This window comes from Microvirga sp. GCM10011540, assembly GCF_042650665.1.
GTDB classification, from domain to species: Bacteria; Pseudomonadota; Alphaproteobacteria; order Rhizobiales; family Beijerinckiaceae; genus Microvirga; species Microvirga lenta.
Window position 1 is genome coordinate 12,278 of sequence record NZ_JBHSBQ010000141.1, and the last position, 16,345, is coordinate 28,622.

Annotated in this window: 15 protein-coding genes; 5 read left to right on the plus strand and 10 right to left on the minus strand. The window is 65.8% G+C overall.

The features are described from left to right. Nucleotides 1-30 precede the first annotated feature (30 nt). From ACFOYU_RS23105 to hpf, 3 genes are all read right to left on the minus strand, one after another. Nucleotides 31-369, minus strand: a complete 339-nt coding sequence (locus ACFOYU_RS23105) for a hypothetical protein (protein WP_377035380.1) — start codon at nt 367-369, stop codon at nt 31-33. A gap of 10 nt (nt 370-379) precedes the next feature. Then, nucleotides 380-694 (minus strand): hypothetical protein, encoded by a 315-nt coding sequence (locus ACFOYU_RS23110; protein ID WP_377035381.1) that lies wholly within the window; start codon nt 692-694, stop codon nt 380-382. Between the two features lie 878 nt (nt 695-1,572). Further along, the gene (gene hpf / locus ACFOYU_RS23115) at nt 1,573-2,061 is read right to left on the minus strand and encodes a ribosome hibernation-promoting factor, HPF/YfiA family (RefSeq protein WP_377035382.1); all 489 of its coding nucleotides are present in this window, start codon (nt 2,059-2,061) and stop codon (nt 1,573-1,575) included. A gap of 198 nt (nt 2,062-2,259) precedes the next feature. On the opposite strand from hpf, the gene ACFOYU_RS23120 reads away from it, so the two are divergent. Next, nucleotides 2,260-3,684 (plus strand): Do family serine endopeptidase, encoded by a 1,425-nt coding sequence (locus ACFOYU_RS23120; protein ID WP_377035383.1) that lies wholly within the window; start codon nt 2,260-2,262, stop codon nt 3,682-3,684. Between the two features lie 307 nt (nt 3,685-3,991). Further along, the gene (locus ACFOYU_RS23125) at nt 3,992-4,234 is read left to right on the plus strand and encodes a hypothetical protein (RefSeq protein ID WP_226740751.1); all 243 of its coding nucleotides are present in this window, start codon (nt 3,992-3,994) and stop codon (nt 4,232-4,234) included. 371 nt (nt 4,235-4,605) lie between these two features. Here ACFOYU_RS23125 and ACFOYU_RS23130 read toward each other — a convergent pair whose 3' ends face one another. Together ACFOYU_RS23130 and ACFOYU_RS23135 are read right to left on the minus strand one after the other, a co-directional pair. After that, complete coding sequence (locus ACFOYU_RS23130; protein ID WP_377035384.1) at nt 4,606-7,119, minus strand: cation:proton antiporter; 2,514 nt, start codon at nt 7,117-7,119, stop codon at nt 4,606-4,608. A 347-nt stretch (nt 7,120-7,466) separates the two neighbouring features. Further along, nucleotides 7,467-8,498 (minus strand): SDR family oxidoreductase, encoded by a 1,032-nt coding sequence (locus ACFOYU_RS23135; RefSeq protein ID WP_377035385.1) that lies wholly within the window; start codon nt 8,496-8,498, stop codon nt 7,467-7,469. Between the two features lie 409 nt (nt 8,499-8,907). On the opposite strand from ACFOYU_RS23135, the gene ACFOYU_RS23140 reads away from it, so the two are divergent. From ACFOYU_RS23140 to ACFOYU_RS23150, 3 genes are read left to right on the plus strand one after another with little or no spacing between them, the layout of a single operon-like run. Further along, nucleotides 8,908-9,864, plus strand: a complete 957-nt coding sequence (locus ACFOYU_RS23140) for an MBL fold metallo-hydrolase (protein WP_377035386.1) — start codon at nt 8,908-8,910, stop codon at nt 9,862-9,864. 33 nt (nt 9,865-9,897) lie between these two features. Further along, the gene (locus ACFOYU_RS23145) at nt 9,898-11,502 is read left to right on the plus strand and encodes an FAD-dependent oxidoreductase (protein WP_377035387.1); all 1,605 of its coding nucleotides are present in this window, start codon (nt 9,898-9,900) and stop codon (nt 11,500-11,502) included. After that, nucleotides 11,499-11,717 (plus strand): DUF2783 domain-containing protein, encoded by a 219-nt coding sequence (locus ACFOYU_RS23150; RefSeq protein WP_377035388.1) that lies wholly within the window; start codon nt 11,499-11,501, stop codon nt 11,715-11,717. The genes ACFOYU_RS23145 and ACFOYU_RS23150 overlap by 4 nt, the downstream gene beginning before the upstream one ends. A gap of 42 nt (nt 11,718-11,759) precedes the next feature. On the opposite strand, the gene ACFOYU_RS23155 is transcribed toward ACFOYU_RS23150, so the two are convergent. The 5 genes from ACFOYU_RS23155 to ACFOYU_RS23175 form a co-directional block, all read right to left on the minus strand. Continuing rightward, nucleotides 11,760-12,464 (minus strand): ABC transporter ATP-binding protein, encoded by a 705-nt coding sequence (locus ACFOYU_RS23155; protein WP_226740738.1) that lies wholly within the window; start codon nt 12,462-12,464, stop codon nt 11,760-11,762. Further along, complete coding sequence (locus ACFOYU_RS23160) at nt 12,457-13,239, minus strand: ABC transporter ATP-binding protein (RefSeq protein WP_226740734.1); 783 nt, start codon at nt 13,237-13,239, stop codon at nt 12,457-12,459. Before ACFOYU_RS23160 ends, ACFOYU_RS23155 begins: the two co-directional genes overlap by 8 nt. Next, nucleotides 13,236-14,183 carry a branched-chain amino acid ABC transporter permease gene (locus ACFOYU_RS23165; RefSeq protein ID WP_226740731.1) on the minus strand — a complete coding sequence of 316 codons (948 nt, stop codon included), beginning with the start codon at nt 14,181-14,183 and terminating at the stop codon, nt 13,236-13,238. Before ACFOYU_RS23165 ends, ACFOYU_RS23160 begins: the two co-directional genes overlap by 4 nt. Nucleotides 14,184-14,185: 2 nt before the next feature. Continuing rightward, nucleotides 14,186-15,058, minus strand: a complete 873-nt coding sequence (locus ACFOYU_RS23170; protein ID WP_226740728.1) for a branched-chain amino acid ABC transporter permease — start codon at nt 15,056-15,058, stop codon at nt 14,186-14,188. A gap of 118 nt (nt 15,059-15,176) precedes the next feature. Further along, nucleotides 15,177-16,343 (minus strand): ABC transporter substrate-binding protein, encoded by a 1,167-nt coding sequence (locus ACFOYU_RS23175; protein ID WP_377035389.1) that lies wholly within the window; start codon nt 16,341-16,343, stop codon nt 15,177-15,179. Nucleotides 16,344-16,345 lie beyond the last annotated feature (2 nt).

Consider the following 16,345-nt stretch of genomic DNA (forward strand, 5'->3'; position numbering starts at 1 on the left):
TCGATTGCTGCTCTTCCTCATAGGGTTCGACTAGTTGACCGGCGCCGGTCCGAGCCAGAGATGCAGACCCAGGCTCAGTACGAACGAAAGCGCCGCTTCGTCCCAAGCCGTCAGGTGCAGCGCCAGGGGCTGGTCTCCGCACAGGCAGGCGTAGGCAAGGGATGTCATCCCGGCCAGGAACATCAGGCCCGCAAAGGTGAATGGGATCAGGCTCGGCGGTGCGAGACTGGCGAAGCACAGGCAGAATGCGACCGACATGCACCACCGCAGCAGCACCTCCCTGTTGCGCCGGTCCGGATCGCGACGATCCTCGTCGGGATTGAACCAGTCGTGGAAGGGTGACCAGTCCTGCGGGTTGAACGTGGTCATGGCCGCCTCCTCAGCTGAGGCCGCTCCGGTCGAGGGCCTGCAGGGCCCCGAGAATGTCGTCCAGCGGCACGAGCGTGCCTGTCCCGGGAAGTCTGCGCCAGTTGGGCATGCTGTCGACCGCGCAGGCGTCGGAGGCCCAGGAGGCAAGGAGCTCCCGCTTCTCGCCGTCCGTCATGGCAGGATCGGCCAGGACATTCCACGGCTCGGGAGCGGCAGCACCGGCCTCCAAGGGGTCCGCAACGGGCATTGCCGCTGCCTTGACGGCAACGTTGCGGCTCGGAGCCACCCGGCGGATTTGTTCATCGGAAAACACTCTCTCCATCATCGATCTCCCTCCTAAAAGCATGGCCCGTGGCGGACCGCCTCATGCCTGCGCAGTCGCGCCAGTCTCCCGGTCGAAGCCGACCGTCGACCGGTGGAGAGGGGGAGAAGTCGAAGGTTCTCATCGCCACATCCTCCAATGAGCAACATGGATCCGAGAGCGCCGGACACCCGCCGGCGCCCGCTTCGCCAAGCTCAACGAGCCTTGGCGCTCAACGAGATGATGGCGCCGTCGCGCTTTTTCAAGAGGTCGAACTCTCACTCAGAAACGAGGCTGCGCGGCCTCCTCTCCTGCCGAGAATGCCGCCTCTTTTGGGGACGGGAGAAGGCGACGAACAAATGGAAACCGTTGAGGCGCACACCCGTTCTGGCCGCCTCCCTGTCGAAACCCAGGGGAACCGTTCCGTCTTCGTCCAGGTGGCCGACGGACCGCCATCGGCGCGGCTTGACGAAACCCGGCACGCGCCCGCCCACGGGCACGGCACAGTGAAGGTCCGGCTCGCGCCGGTGCTGAAACAGCCTGTAACGGCACCTCGGTTCAACCGGGATCTTCCAGTCGCCCATGCTTCCGAACGGCAGGCCCTTCTCGGCGAAGGGAACAGGGGGCGTCAGAGCCTCATCAGGGACGAAGGTGCGATGCATCTTGGCCTCCGTGAAAGCTGTCTGTCTCCAATGCGTCTCGTTGGGAGAAGGAGGATGATATCCGAGTCTGCGGCAGTCCTGTGGCAAGTCCGAAGCCGCCACCCGTGCTTAGACCTGGCCCAAGAATCTCTTGATCCTTTCCGGTCCTTCCAGGCAGGACTGCTCGCGACGAAAGGGAGAAGACGCCAAGCGCCCTCTCCCGACCGGCAGGCAGATGCCGGCTGTCCGAAGCCGTTCGGCTCATTCCGCCGCAATGCGATAGGCGCCCTCGCGGTCGCTGCCGACCGGCATTTTATGGCGATCGAACTCGATCACGTGCGGCTCCTCAAACCGGCTGCGGGCGGCGCGAGGACGATCGTTGCGGCGCGGCTCCACCGGACTGCGCAGGAGCATGTCCTTGTCGATCCGCTCGGCCTTGTCCTCGCGCAACTCGCGCTTGGCTCTCCGAAGCTGTTTTGCGACCTTTTCCAGAGCGGTTCTGAAGGCGGCATAGATATCCTTGTTCTTCGCCTCGCCGCTCATCATCCTCAGCGCCCCCATCTGAATGTTGACCGTGCATCGGTACGTGATGCCCTCCCTGGTGAAGTGGACGGTCGCGGTGTTCAGATGTCCGAAATACTTGCCAGCAACCCGCTCGATGCTCTCCCTGGCATAGCCGGGAAGCACCTCGCCGAGATCGATGTTCGAGCTTTGCACCAGGATGGTCCGATCCACGCTTTTCAGCTTCATTCGCTCCTCCTTGGTTGAAGGTTCGCCCTCGACACGGCTCAAGGGCCGGATAATCGCGGGCCGATTTTTGAGTTCGGTATCGTGACCGGTTCCTGCAAGCCCCGCTGCCCCACCCGGCCCTGGAACTTGTTCCGCGCTTTGGCATTGGCGAGGCGCACCCACACCCTGTCGCAACCTCAGCTTCTCAGGGAGGTCTTCATGCACCGTCTTGCACGACATATCGACCTGCGGCGGCAAATCCTGGCTGTAGCTCTGGCAGCCCTCGTCCTGGCGCCCGTGCCGGCGATGGCGCAGCAAATCCCCGCCGATTTTACCGCCATCGTGAAGCAGAAGATGCCTGCCGTGGTCGCGATCACCACGAGGCAGCGCGTCGAGGAACGGGAGCGGATCCAGTCGCTGCCCGAGGACCTGCCTTTCCGTGAGTTCTTCCGCCGGTACTACGACGAACGCCCAGGCCCTCCGCGGCAGCCGCGGCAATCGCTCGGGTCGGGCTTCGTGATCAGCGCCGACGGTCACATCGTGACCAACAATCACGTGGTCGAGGATGCGGACGAAATCCAGGTGGTCTTCGGAGACCGCAACAACGTCCCCGCAACGCTCGTCGGCCGGGATCCGGCGACCGACATCGCGGTGCTCAAGGTCGATCCGCAACCCAACATGGCCGTCGCCCCATGGGGCAACTCGGATGCCGCCGAGCCGGGCTCCTGGGTGATCGCGATCGGAAGTCCCTTCGGCCTCGGCGGGACGGTGACCGTGGGCGTCGTTTCGGCGCGCTCCCGCGACATCCGCTCCGGGCCCTACGACGACTACATTCAGACCGACGCCTCGATCAACCGAGGCAATTCCGGTGGTCCGCTCTTCAATGCCCAAGGCGAGGTGATCGGCGTCAACACGGCGATCTTCTCGCCCTCGGGCGTCAATATCGGCATCGGCTTCGCGGTCCCGTCCAACACGGCCCGATTGGTGGCGGATCAGCTCATCAGAACGGGCCGCGTGGAGCGCGGGTATGTCGGGTTGCGCCTGCAGGAGATTACGCCGGCGATTGCCCAGGCTCTCGGCCTCCCAGGTACGGACGGCGTGCTCGTCGCGTCCGTCGAGCCCGGCGGCCCGGCCGAGAAGGCAGGCATCAGGACGGGGGACGTGGTGACGCGCTTCAACGGGCAGCCCATCGACAGCGGCAGGGATCTCTCCCGCGCCGTCGCGGCGACCAGTCCGGGGACACAGGTTTCCCTTTCCGTCATTCGGGACGGGCAAACGCAGGAGCTGAGTGCCGTCATCGGTCAGCGAAGCGGCGCGATGGCGGCCCTGTCGGAATCCCGAGACGGACCGGATGGCGGCAGGCGGCTCGGCCTGGCGCTCAGCCCGATTCCAGAAGCAGCCCGCGGCCAACTCGGCCTGGAACCCGGAATATCGGGCGTGCTGGTCCAGCGTGTCGAGCCGAACAGCCCGGCGGCGGAATCCGGCCTCAGGCCCGGGGACGTGATCGTCTCCGCCAATAACGGGGCGGTCAGCGCACCATCCGACGTGGCGAGCGCCTGGGCGGAGGCCCAAAGACAGAAGAAGCCCGTTCTTCTGCGGGTCCGGCGCGACGACCAGTACCTCTTCGTCGCCATCGAAGCATAGCGGAGGCGCCTCCTGCGAATGCGAGGCGTCCACTTCGAAGCAAAGGCACCTGGCGCCGGCCGGCTCGGCGCCAGGTGCCGTGCTCAAGCCGCCATCTTACGGAAAGCTCTGCAGTCTCTGCCAGCCTGTCTCCGTGGAGCCCTTGAAACGATTGGGAAACATTCGTTTCGAGAGCGCCTCTTGTCCTCTCGGGGCCTCCGTGCCGTGTGAAACCGCGAAGGCTCCCGAAGGGACCCCTGGAGGGGTTGATAGGCGGGGAAACGATCCCAAATTTGGGGCGACTTCCACGCAACCATGGAGATCTCACATGGCGGAAAGACTGACGCGTCGCGAAGTGGAGGCTCTCATCGGAGCGACAGAGGACGGAACGGTGGCGGAGATCCTGCGCCTCGATCCCAGCCCTGCCGAAATCGCCGAGGCGCAGGCCTGGGTCGAGAACGAGGAGGCGATGCTCAACGAGGGCCGGTCGATCCCATCGGGCCGTGTCGGCCGGTTGATCGAGATCCTCAACCTGCGCGAGGAAGAGCTCCCGGCGGTTCCGAGACTGTAGCGATCCGGAACCGGCTCGTCTCGCCGGTTGCCGATCACCAGGGAGAGGTCCGGAGATGCAGAGGACACTGGTCCCGTTCATTATTGGGAATATTGTGCCCGGAGGACTCGCGGTCCTCTCCTTCCCGTCGGTTTTTCACTCTCTGATGTCCATGCACTATCCCGATGCGCCTCCCTTGCCGCATGTGAAAGCGCTGGACGGGCAACCGCAGCGCGCGCACGAGCATGTCCGGACCCGGGTCCAGCGGCCGCTCCGGAGGAAAGAGCACAGTTCCGCAGGCCGGCGCAGACGGGCTCCTGCGCAGATGGAGGATGCTCCTCGTGCAGCGCCCCAGCCTCGTCGAGGCCATTCGGAGCGCCAGCCGCAGCCCGCTACGACGGCTGCAGACTCACAGGCCGCTCAAAGCTAGCGTTTGCCTCGACGCGTTGGGCGGCAACCTCTTCGATCTGTCGGCGGATGGCCGGGTGATCCGCCAGGAAAGCCTGGAAGGCACGCACATCCAGGCGGAGCAGGAAGCAGTAGCCGATCGCATACACGTCCGACTGGCGCGGAAGCCCCGTGAGCAAGGCAATCTCCCCGACGAAGTCGCCACGGCCCAGCCGCACCTTCTGGCCGGGAGCGTTCACTTCCAGAGCCCCCGAGGAGATGAAGTAGACAGCGTCTCCCGGGTCCCCGCGCCGGATCAGACGCTCGCCGGGCACGGCGAATATCGGGCGCAGCAACCTGGCCAGCGCTCCGATCTGTGCCTCGGAGAGCTCGGCAAAGAGGGGCAACTGCGCCACAAGCTCCCGCGCATTCACCGCGAGATCCAGCCGAGGCTGAATCTCGGCCTTGCGACGCTCCTCCTCCACGGAGCGGCGGAGGTTGGCGTGAAGCTCCGGGCCGATAAGGCCATCGGCGAGAAGAACGTCGTATTCCAGCTCCTCCTGCCTCAGCGCGGTCTTGCGCAGAAGCCGACGCTCCAGAGACTCGGCATAGGTCGGGTACTGGAGACGAAGGGCCTCAAGGGCGCGGTCGATGGCCTCCCGGCGCCTGTCCACCATCTCTCCCAGCACCTCGCCCACCCTCGATCCGAGGATCGGAGCGATCTTGCGGTCGACGAACGGAACCAGCTCCTCCACGATGATCCGGGTTGCGAACAGCATCTCGAACCTCCTCGCGAGGAGGCGCTCCAGAAAACCGCTGATGCCGATCCGGCGATGCAGGAACTGGGCGATGTCGAAGCGCCAGTTGAAGGCCAGCGTCTGCTTCACCGCCCGCTGGAACTCGGTTCGGCCACCGCTCCGGGCGCGGTCGAGGAGCAGTTCGCTCTGTGCCAGGAGCGGCTGGACGAGCCCTGCCGAGACCGTCCGGGCCCTGTAATGCTCCAGAACCACGTCGCGCTCGCGTCCGGCCAGGGTCACCAGCCCCAGGGAGAGGCGGGAGCGATCCGAAAGTTCCTGCCCCTGCTCTGTCTGGGCCGCAGCCTGATCGATCCTCTCGGCGTAGCGGCGGGCCTCGGCAAGGGCTGTCGCCGACTCGACCTTGTACAATTCGGCCACGTCCTCGACCGCCTCCCGGACGTTCTCGAGCGCCACGGCCAGAACCTGTCCGCGCAACGCCAGGTCCTGGGGCGACAGCCGGTCGAGTCCGAGCCACTGGATGAGCCAGCGCATCGTGGTGCCCTGAACGAGCAAAGTGAACAGCACGAAGCCTGTCGCCAGAATGGCCACGAACCGCTTCACCTCCCCCGTCAGGGCATAGTTCTCCGTTACCGCAAGCGCGAGCGCCAGGGTGACGGCGCCCCTGAGGCCGCCCCAGAGGATCACGAGGCGGTAGGGCGGACTGACGGGCGGCGACAGGCGGATGGCCGTCAGGAGCGGCAGGATTCCGAACAGCACCACGACGCGCGCCAGCAACGCCGCGGCGGCCACCACGAGAATGAGAGCCAGATCGAGCCAGGTGAGATCCGCAAGGAGCCTCGGCACCAGGATGGCCGCGAGCACGAACACCAGAGAACTGGCCCAGAAGGCGACCTGCTCCCAAATGCCGGTGAGGTAGCTCCATCCGTCCGGAGAGGCCCGTGCCGGGCCGAGCAGGTTGAGGGTCATGCCCGCGATCACGACGCCGATGACGCCGGAGACGCCGAGAACCTGCTCCGAGACGATGTAGACGAGATAGGGCAGCGCGAAGCTGATCGACACCTTGGCGGGGCGGTGGTCCGGGATCGAGCCGATGAGCCACGCCGCGGCGCGGGCCCCGACATAGCCGACGAACGCTCCGCCGAAGAGGGTTTGGGCGAAGCTGAGGCTCGCTTCGACGAGGCTCAGCGGCTGCGCGGCCACCAGCACCGCCAGGAAGACGCTGAAGAGGGTGATGGCCGCCGCGTCGTTGAGAAGGCTCTCGCCCTCGACGAGCCGCCCGAGCCGAGCGGGAGCTCCGATGTCGCGGAAGATGCCGACGACCGCAATCGGATCGGTGGTCGCGACGATGGCCCCCAGCAGGAGACAGACGATAAGCGGCTGCTCGGCGAACGGCACCAGGGCAAGACCGATGATGACGGTCGCGATGAGCACCGCGAACACGGCCAGGACGAGGATCGGAACCCAGTCGGGGGCCATGCGCCTCACATCGAGCGTCAATGCCGTCTGGAACAGCAGGGTCGGCAGGAAGACATAGAGGAAGACCGTCGAGCCGACCGGGAAGTCGAGGACCGCGCGGGCGACTTCGTTGAAGGCGTCGGTGAGCTCCGTATACCAGAGGAAGGTGGCGCCCGTGCCGATCACGATGCCGATCACCGCCAGGAGAACGCTGAAGGGCAGCCGGACGATGCCTGCCAGGGGCTGGGCCAGACTGATTACCACCAGAAGGACAGCGAGCACCGACAGGATGATTGGCAATTCCACGGCGGGTCGCGCTCCAAGAGGTTCGGGCAGGGATATGTGTGTTTTAGCGGACCCCGTCCGGCGCCGTCCATAGACAGCTGCCGGATCAAGGCACCGGGCGTGTGTCGGCGCACTCCGCGCGGTTTACCCGGCGAGGCAGGCCGCAAGGCAGCCTTGAATTCTTCTTCGGCCGAGGCGGAGGTAACGGGACGGCGAGGAGCGCCCACGGGGAAGGCATGACGGCTCGTCCATCCGCCCGTGCGTCGTCCACCGGTTGCCGGACAGACGCCCGGCGCGGCAATCAAGCAGCGGCGCCAGGCCGCCGCCTGGAAGGTCCCTGCCGGAGCGGGCCTATCGGCTGCGAGACCTCACGGCCCGACATTGCCGCCTGTGCTGCCGAGGACGCTGCCCGTGGTGTAGCTCGAGTCCGGCGCCGCCAGGAGAACGTAGGTGGAGGCGATCTCGGCAGGCTGCCCCGGACGTCCGAGAGGGGAATCGGCGCCGAAGGTAGGGAGCGCATCGGGCAGCTGTCCGCCGCTCGGCTGCAGGGGCGTCCAGTATGGGCCGGGCGCGACCGCATTCACCCGGATCCCGCGACTCGCGAGCTGCTTTGCCAGCGACTTGGTGAAGGCCACGATTCCGGCCTTCGTGCAGGAATAGTCGAGAATCGACTCCGGTGGGTTGTAAGCCACCACCGATGCCGTGTTGATGATGGTCGCACCCGGGGGCAGGTGCGGCAGCGCGGCCTTCGTGATCCAGAACATCGCGTAGAGGTTCGTCTTCATCGTCGCGTCGAACTGCTCGGTCGTGATGTCCTCGATCGAGGGCTGCGCGGTCTGCCGCGCGGCGTTGTTGACGAGGATGTCGAGGCCGCCGAGTTGCTGCACGGCATCGGAGACGAGACGCCGACAGAACTCCTCGTCAGTGATGTCGCCGGGAACGGCAACGGCCTTGCGGCCCTCCGCCTCGATCAGTGCGATCACCTCCCGGGCATCCGGCTCCTCCTCCGGGAGATAGTTGATTGCGACGTCGGCCCCCTCGCGGGCGAAGGCGATGACCGCGGCCCTGCCGATGCCGGAATCCCCGCCCGTCACCAGCGCCCTGCGACCGGTGAGCCGGCCGGATCCACGATAGCTCGTCTCGCCGTGATCGGGCCTCGGCTCCATTCTCGAGGTCAGGCCGGGCCAGTCCTGCTGCTGGGGCGGGAAAGGCGGCTTGGGATACTTGTCGGTGGGGTTCTGGAGCAGCGGCGGGCTTGCGGCCTGACCCGAGGAGCCCTGCGGATTCCCCTGCTGTGCCTGCGCCACGCCCAACAGCGCAGGCGCAGCAACCAGTCCTGTCCCCAACCCGTTCACGATGTGGCGGCGTGTCGGGGGCGCAGTGGGATTCTTCGGGTCCATGATTCTATCCTCTCGGAATGATTGCCGACTGAAATTCGACCGGATTTCGAACTCGTGATCGACCTTCCGTTCGGCTCGATCACACGGCGAGAGCCTCAAGGATGAAATGGAGGGCGCCGGGCGGCGTCTCGGCCTCGCACTCGAGCCGTAACTCTTCGCGACTGCCATCGTTCCTGCGGCGACGGACGAATATTGACTGAGACCGCCGCTACAGCTGAGAGACGAGGCTGTTTGCAGTCGTTGACAACCGTTGCTCATGCAACCAATATTCAGAGAACGTTACGCAAGGCCGACTTGCGGACGACCTGTCATGTTCGCAGACCCGCTCGCCCTGAACCTGTCGGCTCCGGCGCCGCCTCCGGCACCGGAGAGGAGACGACAGCCACCCCTCGCACCACGGAGAAATGCCATGGCTGAGAAGGCCTTCGCCTCCACCGCCGACACTGCCGACAAGACCGTCTCCTTTACCGAGATAGGTCCGGATCTCTACGCCTACACGGCGGAGGGAGACCCGAATTCCGGCATCATCGTCGGGGATGACGGTTGCATGGTGATCGACGCGCAGGCGACCCCGGCGATGGCGGAGGACGTGATCGCACGCGTCCGCAGGGTGACCGACAAGCCGATCAAGTACGTGGTGCTCTCCCACTATCACGCCGTGCGCGTGCTGGGCGCCTCCGCCTACAATGCGCAGGGAATCATCGCCTCGAACGCGACCTACGACCTCATCGTGGAGCGGGGCGAGCAGGACAAGGCCTCCGAGATCGGCCGTTTCCCGCGCCTGTTTCGCGGCGAGAACACGATTCCCGAAGGACTGACCTGGCCGACCATGACCTTCGAGAGCGGCATGTCCGTCTTTCTGGGCAAGCGCGTGGTCAAACTCTTCCACCTCGGGGCCGGCCACACGGCAGGCGACATCGTCGCCTGGGTTCCCGATGCGGAGGTGATGTTCTCGGGGGATCTCGTGGAATACCACTCCGCCTGCTATTGCGGCGATGCCCACCTGCGGGAATGGCCCGGCACCCTGGAGGAAATTCGCGACTTCCAGCCCAAGGCCATCGTGCCCGGACGAGGGGACGCTCTTCAGGGGGAGCAGATGGTGCGCGAAGCCCTGGCGATGACACGCGACTTCGTGACGACGCTTTACGGAGCAGCCGAACTGTCCGTGGCGCGCGGGCGCAACCTGAAGCAGACATTCGCGGCGACGCGCGAGGTCATGGACCCGAAATTCGGCGATTTCGCCATCTACGAACACTGCCTTCCCTTCAACGTCTCCCGCGCCTTCGACGAAGCGTCCGGCATCGACCATCCGGTGATCTGGACGGCGGAGCGGGATCGCGAAATGTGGGCATCGCTCCAGGGATAGGCGGCCATCGAGCGCGAGGGGAAGGGAGACGCCATGAATACCCGCAAAGCCCTCTATCAATTCGGCTATCGCCGCAGTCCGGACCAGGACCGCCCCTCCCCGGCCCGCCATCCCGTCGTCGTGGTCGGGGCCGGGCCCGTCGGTCTGTGCACCGCAATCGATTTGGCGCAGCGCGGCGTGCCCGTGGTGCTGCTCGACGATGCGGACCGGATCGGCGAAGGCTCGCGCGGCATCTGCTATGCCAAGCGAACCCTGGAAATTCTCGACCGCCTCGGGGTCGCGCAGGCCTGCCTCGCCAAGGGAGTGACGTGGAAGGTCGGCAAGGTGTTCCAGCGCCATGACCTGCTCTACGCCTTCGATCTGCTGCCCGAGGACGGGCACAAGATGCCCGCCTTCATCAATCTCCAGCAGTATTACCTTGAGCACGCGCTGGTGGAGCGAGCCGCTGAGCTGCCGAACCTCGAACTGCGCTGGCGCAACAAGGTCAGCGGCCTCACGCGCCGCAACGACGGGGTGACGCTCTCCATCGAAACACCCGAAGGACCGTACGATCTCGACGCGGACTGGGTGGTGGCGGCCGATGGGGCGCGCTCGGGCCTGCGCGGAATGCTCGGCCTCGCATTCCAGGGCGAGGTGTTCGAGGACCGTTTCCTCATCGCCGACGTGAAGATGCAGGGAGATTTCCCGACCGAGCGATGGTTCTGGTTCGATCCGCCCTTTCACGAGGGCCGCTCGGCCCTCCTCCACAAGCAGCCGGACGACGTGTGGCGCATCGATCTCCAGCTCGGTCCCGATGCGGATGCCAAAGCCGAGCAGAGCCCAGAGCGCGTCCTGCCGCGGCTGCGGCAGATGCTGGGACATGACGATTTCTCGCTGGAATGGGTCTCTGTCTACACGTTCCAGTGCCGCCGCCTCGAACGCTTCGTGCACGGGCGCGTCGTCTTTGCCGGAGATTCCGCCCACCAGGTGTCGCCCTTCGGCGCACGGGGCGCGAATTCCGGCATTCAGGATGCGGAGAACCTCGCCTGGAAACTCGCGCTCGTCCTCAAGGGCGAGGCTCCGGAGCGGCTGATCGACACCTACGATCTCGAACGCTCCGCCGCCGCCGACGAGAATCTCGGCCACTCGACCCGCTCGACCGACTTCATCGCGCCCCGCTCCGCTCAGGAGTTGCGCTTCCGCAATGCGGCACTTGCACTGGCGCGCCACACGCCCTTTGCGAAAAGGATGGTGAACTCCGGCAGGCTATCAATGCCATCGACCTACGAGTCTCCGCTCTCGACCCCCGACCAGGACGTCTGGGCCGGATCGGCTCGTCTCGGAGCCCCCCTTCCCGATGCGCCCATGCGGGATCGCCACGGCAGGCAGGTGTGGCTGCTGGAGGCGCTCGGCGACCAGGAAACCGTGCTTCATGTGCCGAACGGCGCTCCGCCGCCGCCTGGCCCTCGCACCCTCGTCGTCGGAGAGGACCTCATCGACGAGAATGGCCTCTTCGCACAGCGCTTCGATTCTCGCCCCGGCAGCACCTATCTCGTTCGGCCGGATCAGCACCTGGCCGCACGCTGGCGGCACCCGCATGTCTCGGCAATCGAGAGCGCTTCGCGCCGCCTGCATGGTCGAGAGGAAGGACACGCATGACCGCACTTCTGAACGAGAGCCGCTTCCCCGACCCGGACCGGGCCTACCGGGCTCTCATCGAAGCGCATCGCGGGTTGTCGGACGAGGAGAGCGCAGCCCTCAACAGCCATCTGGTGCTGATCCTCGCCAACCATATCGGCGATCAGGCCGTCCTCCAGGAGGCAATCGCCCTGGCCAAGCAGAGCATGGCGCAGCCGGAGGCGGTGTCCGGCTGAACAGCGCCCTACGCGCTCAATCGTGCTGAAGCCGGATCTCGGCTATTCGATGCCGAGATAGGCGGCCTTGACCTGAGGATCGGCCAGGAGCGCCGAACCTGCACCGCTATGCGCAACCTTCCCGGTCTCCAGCACGTAGCCGCGGTCGGCGATGCCGAGAGCGGCGCTCGCATTCTGCTCGACGAGCAGCACCGTGATGCCGTCCCGCCTCAGCGACACGATGGCGTCCAGGATCTGGTCGACCAGAAGCGGCGACAGCCCGAGCGAGGGCTCATCGAGAAGCAGAAGCTTCGGGCGCCCCATAAGGGCGCGGCCGATCGCCAGCATCTGCTGCTGGCCGCCTGACAATCCTCCGGCGAGCAGGTGCCTTTTCTCGGCCAGGATGGGGAACATGGCATAGATGCGGTCCCGATCCTGATCGATCTCCTTGTCGCGGCGTCGATAGGCGCCGAGCCGCAGGTTGTCTTCGACCGTGAGCGGTCCGAACACCTGCCGCCCCTCGGGAGACTGGGTGATGCCGCGCTCCACCCTCTGGTGAGGAGACAGGCGGTCGATGCGCTCGCCGTTGAAGCGGATCTCGCCGCCGGTAATCGGCTGGACCCCCGAAAGGGACCGCAGCAGCGTCGTCTTCCCCGCTCCGTTGGAGCCGACCAGCGCCACGACCTCACCGGCGCGGACCTCCAGATCGACGCTCTTGAGCACCTCGATCCGCCCATAGGCGCTTCGCAATCCCTTGACCTCAAGCACGAGCCGCCTCCCGTGCTCCGTGATGTCCGAGATAAGCCTCCAGGACCTTCGGATTGTCCCGCACCTCCCGCGGGGTGCCCTCGGCCAACGGGCGACCGCGTTCGAGAACGAGGATCCGGTCCGAGATCTTCATGACGAGCTTCATGTCGTGCTCGACGAGAACGACCGCGACGCCGCGATCCGCAACCTGACGGATGAGATGGTCGATCTCCTCGGTTTCGACGGCGTTGCATCCCGCCGCCGGCTCGTCGAGCAGGAGCACCTTCGGCTCGGCGGCAAGGGCGCGGGCGATCTCCAGGCGCTTGCAGGCGCCATAGGGGAGCGAGCCCGCAAGCACATCGGCGGAATCCTTCAGGCCCACATAGGCCAGGAGATCGAGCGCCGCGGCTCTGGTTTCCCGGTTCTGGCGCGTCACCGCAGGGGTCCTGAACAGAGCCGGCAGCAGACTGCACTTCTCGCGAAGGTGGCGGCCGACCATCACATTCTCACAGGCCGTCATCCGCTGGAAGATCTGGAGATTCTGGAAGGTGCGGGAGAGGCCGCGCGCCGCGAGCTCGTGAGGCGGCAGACCGGTCACGTCCTCGCCGGACAGATGGATCTTGCCGCGACCGGCGGCGTAGACGCCCGAAACGACGTTGAAGAGCGTGGTCTTCCCGGCGCCGTTGGGCCCGATGATCGAGAGGATCTGGCCGGGACTGACCGAGAAGCTGACCCCGTCGACCGCCTTCACGCCGCCGAACGAGATGCCGACATCCGTTGCCGTCAGGATTGTCATGAGCGCGCCCTCTGGAAAAACAGGGCCGAGAGGCTCGGCACGATGCCGTTGCGCATGAAGATCATCGACACGATGATGATGAGACCGAGCAGGAGATGCTCGTATTCATGGAACACGGTCAGGGCCTGAGGGAGCGTCACCAGGACGGCCGCTCCGACGATGCTGCCGACCACGGAGCCGAGCCCGCCGAGCACCACGATGGTGACGAGTTCCACCGAGTGCAGGAAGCCCGCCTGATCAGGGGTAATGAAGCCGTTCATGAAGGCGAGCGCCGAACCGGCCAGAGAGGCATAGACGGCCGCGATGACGAAGGCCTGCAATTTGAAGCGGGCGATATCGACCCCGACCACCTGCGCCGCGACCTCGCTGTCGTGCAGGGCGCGGAAGGCCCTCCCCGTCGGCGTCTCGTCGAGATTCAGCGCGATCCAGGTTCCGACGAGCAGGAGGCCGCCCGTCACCCAGTACCAGGTATCGGATCCGCTCACGCGCCAGCCGAACAGGGTCAGTCTCGCAACCGGCATACCGTCGGGGCCGCCGGTCCAGCCGCTCTCCGTCGAGATGACGAGCGCCACGAGCACGCCGAGGCCGAGCGTGGCGATGGCAAGATAATGCCCCTTCAAGCGCAGGATCGGCCGCCCGACCAGATAGGCGAGAACGGCGGAGAGCGCCGCGCCGAGGAGAAGGGCAGCCCATGATGGAATGCCCAGATGCGCCGGCCCGATGCCGACCGCATAGGCCCCGATGCCGAAGAAAGCCGCATGGCCGAGACTCACCTGACCCGCCTGCCCCATCAGAATGTTGAGGCCGATGGCCGCGAGTGCCGATACCCACACGAGGGAGGCCACGCGGAAATAGTAGCTGGACGGGAAGACCAGCGGGAGGACGGCAATCACCGCCGCCAGGATCGCGAGGGTCAGGAAACGATGGTTTGCAAAAGCACGCATTCTCAGACCCTCTCGACGACACGCCGTCCGAACAGCCCCTGCGGGGCGGCGAACAGCACGATGAGAATGACCAGGAAGGCGAAGGCATCCTTGTAGGTCGAGCTGAGATATCCGGCGCCGAAGGCCTCCAGAAGACCGAGCAGAAGACCGCCGACGACGGCGCCGAGCGGATTGCCCATGCCGCCCAGCATCGCCGCCGCGAAGCCCTTCAATGCGAGGAGCGTCCCGACGTCGTAGCTGGTCAAGGTGATCGGCGTCACGAGGATGCCGGCGACGGCGCCGATGGCGGCCGACCCGCCGAAGGCAAGCGCCATGATGGTCGTCGTGTTGATGCCGACAAGGCGCGCGGCCAGCCGGTTCGCGGCAGTCGCCAGCACCGCCTTGCCCAGAACCGTGTGCTCAAGGAAGACGTAGAGGCCCAGAACGACGACGCCTGCCCCGCCCAGAACCCAGAAACTCTGGGGCTGAACGGCCGCGCCCATGATGTCGACCGGCGCATCTCCCGTGAAGGCGGGAAGCTTGTGGAACTGCTTATCGAAGACGATTTGCGCGACGCCCCGCAGCAGGATCGAGGCTCCGATGGTGATGATGATCAGCGTCACGGCCGAGGCGCCGCGGGCAGGCTCGATGGCGAGGCGATGGAGCAGCAGCCCGACGACGATTGAGACGACGATGGCGAAAAGCGCCGCCAGTGGCAGCGGAACTCCGGCGGCGAACGTGAAGACCGTCACCATGCCGCCGAGCATGACGAATTCGCCCTGGGCGAAGTTCACCACTCCCGATGCATTGTAGATCAAGGTGAAGCCGAGCGCGACGAGCGCATAGACGGCTCCTACCGTCAGTCCGGAGATGAGGAACTGAAGAAACTCGGCCATTGCGCGGTCTCGCGGCCCCTGGTTGCGAAGCCGGCTGCCGGGAGGCAGCCCGCCATCGTGATGAGACGGGAGCGATGCCTCCGGACCCGTGACGGTCCGGAGGCACCGAGACGAGGGATCAGCTTCCCGACTGCGCCAGGTTCCAGTCGCCGTTCTTGATCTCGAGCATGCGGAAGGCGGAGAGGTCGAGGCCGAGATGGTCCGTCGGCGACATGGTCACGATACCGCCCGTACCGACGAAGCCCTTGGTCTTCTCGATCTCGTCGCGGATCTTCTGGGGATCCGTGGAGTTCGCGCGCTTCATGGCTTCCACGAGGATGAAGAGGCCGTCATAGGCATGACCGCCGAAGGTCGAGACCGGCTGCTTGGTGGCGCTCTCATAGGTCTGCTTGTAGTCCGTGACGACCTTCTTCTGCGGATCGTTCTCCGGCAGCTTGTCGCCGACCAGAAGTGCAGCGGCAGGAAGGCGAACGCCCTCGGCAGCGGGGCCGGCAAGCTCGATGAAGCTCTTCGAGGCGACGCCGTGGCTCTGGTAGAGCGGCGTTCCGGTCATGCCGAGCTGGGCATAGTTGCGGGTCACGATGGCCGGGCCCTGTCCGAAGCCCGGATTCACGACCGCCTGCACGCCCGGCGTGTTCTTGATCTTGGTGAGTTGGGCCGTCATGTCGCTGTCGCGCGGGCCGTAGCTCTCGTCGATGGCGATCTCCATGCCGTAATTGGGCGCGACCTTGATGCACTGCGCCCGCATGGAAGCGCCGAACCCGTCCGTGCCGGAAATCATGCCGATCTTGGTGAGGTTGCGCTTCTTCAGATCCTCGAAGATCTTCTCGCAGGCCATCTTGTCGGTGTGGGGGGTCTTGAACACGTATTCGCGCACGGGATCGACGACTTCGATGGCGCCCGCCAGGGAGATGAACGGCACCTCCGCATCCTGGAAGACCGGGATCATCGCCATGGTCGTTCCGGTGGTGGTGCCTCCCACCATCGCAACCACCTCGTCGTCCTCGACGAGGCGCGTCGCGAAGGTGCGCGCCTTGTTGGCGTCGCCGCCATCGTCGTAGACCACGAGCTCGATCTTCTTGCCGTTGATGCCGCCGGCCTCGTTGATCTTGTCCACGTAGAGCCGGAGCGTCTTGTCTTCAGGCTCGCCGAGGAACGAGGCCGGTCCCGTGGCGGAGAGAACGGAGCCGATCTTGATCGTTTCCTGGGCCTGCGCGGCGCCGGCAAAGGAGAAGCCGAGCGCGCCGGCGGCCAGTACGAATTTGAGGGTGGACGGTGACTTCATCT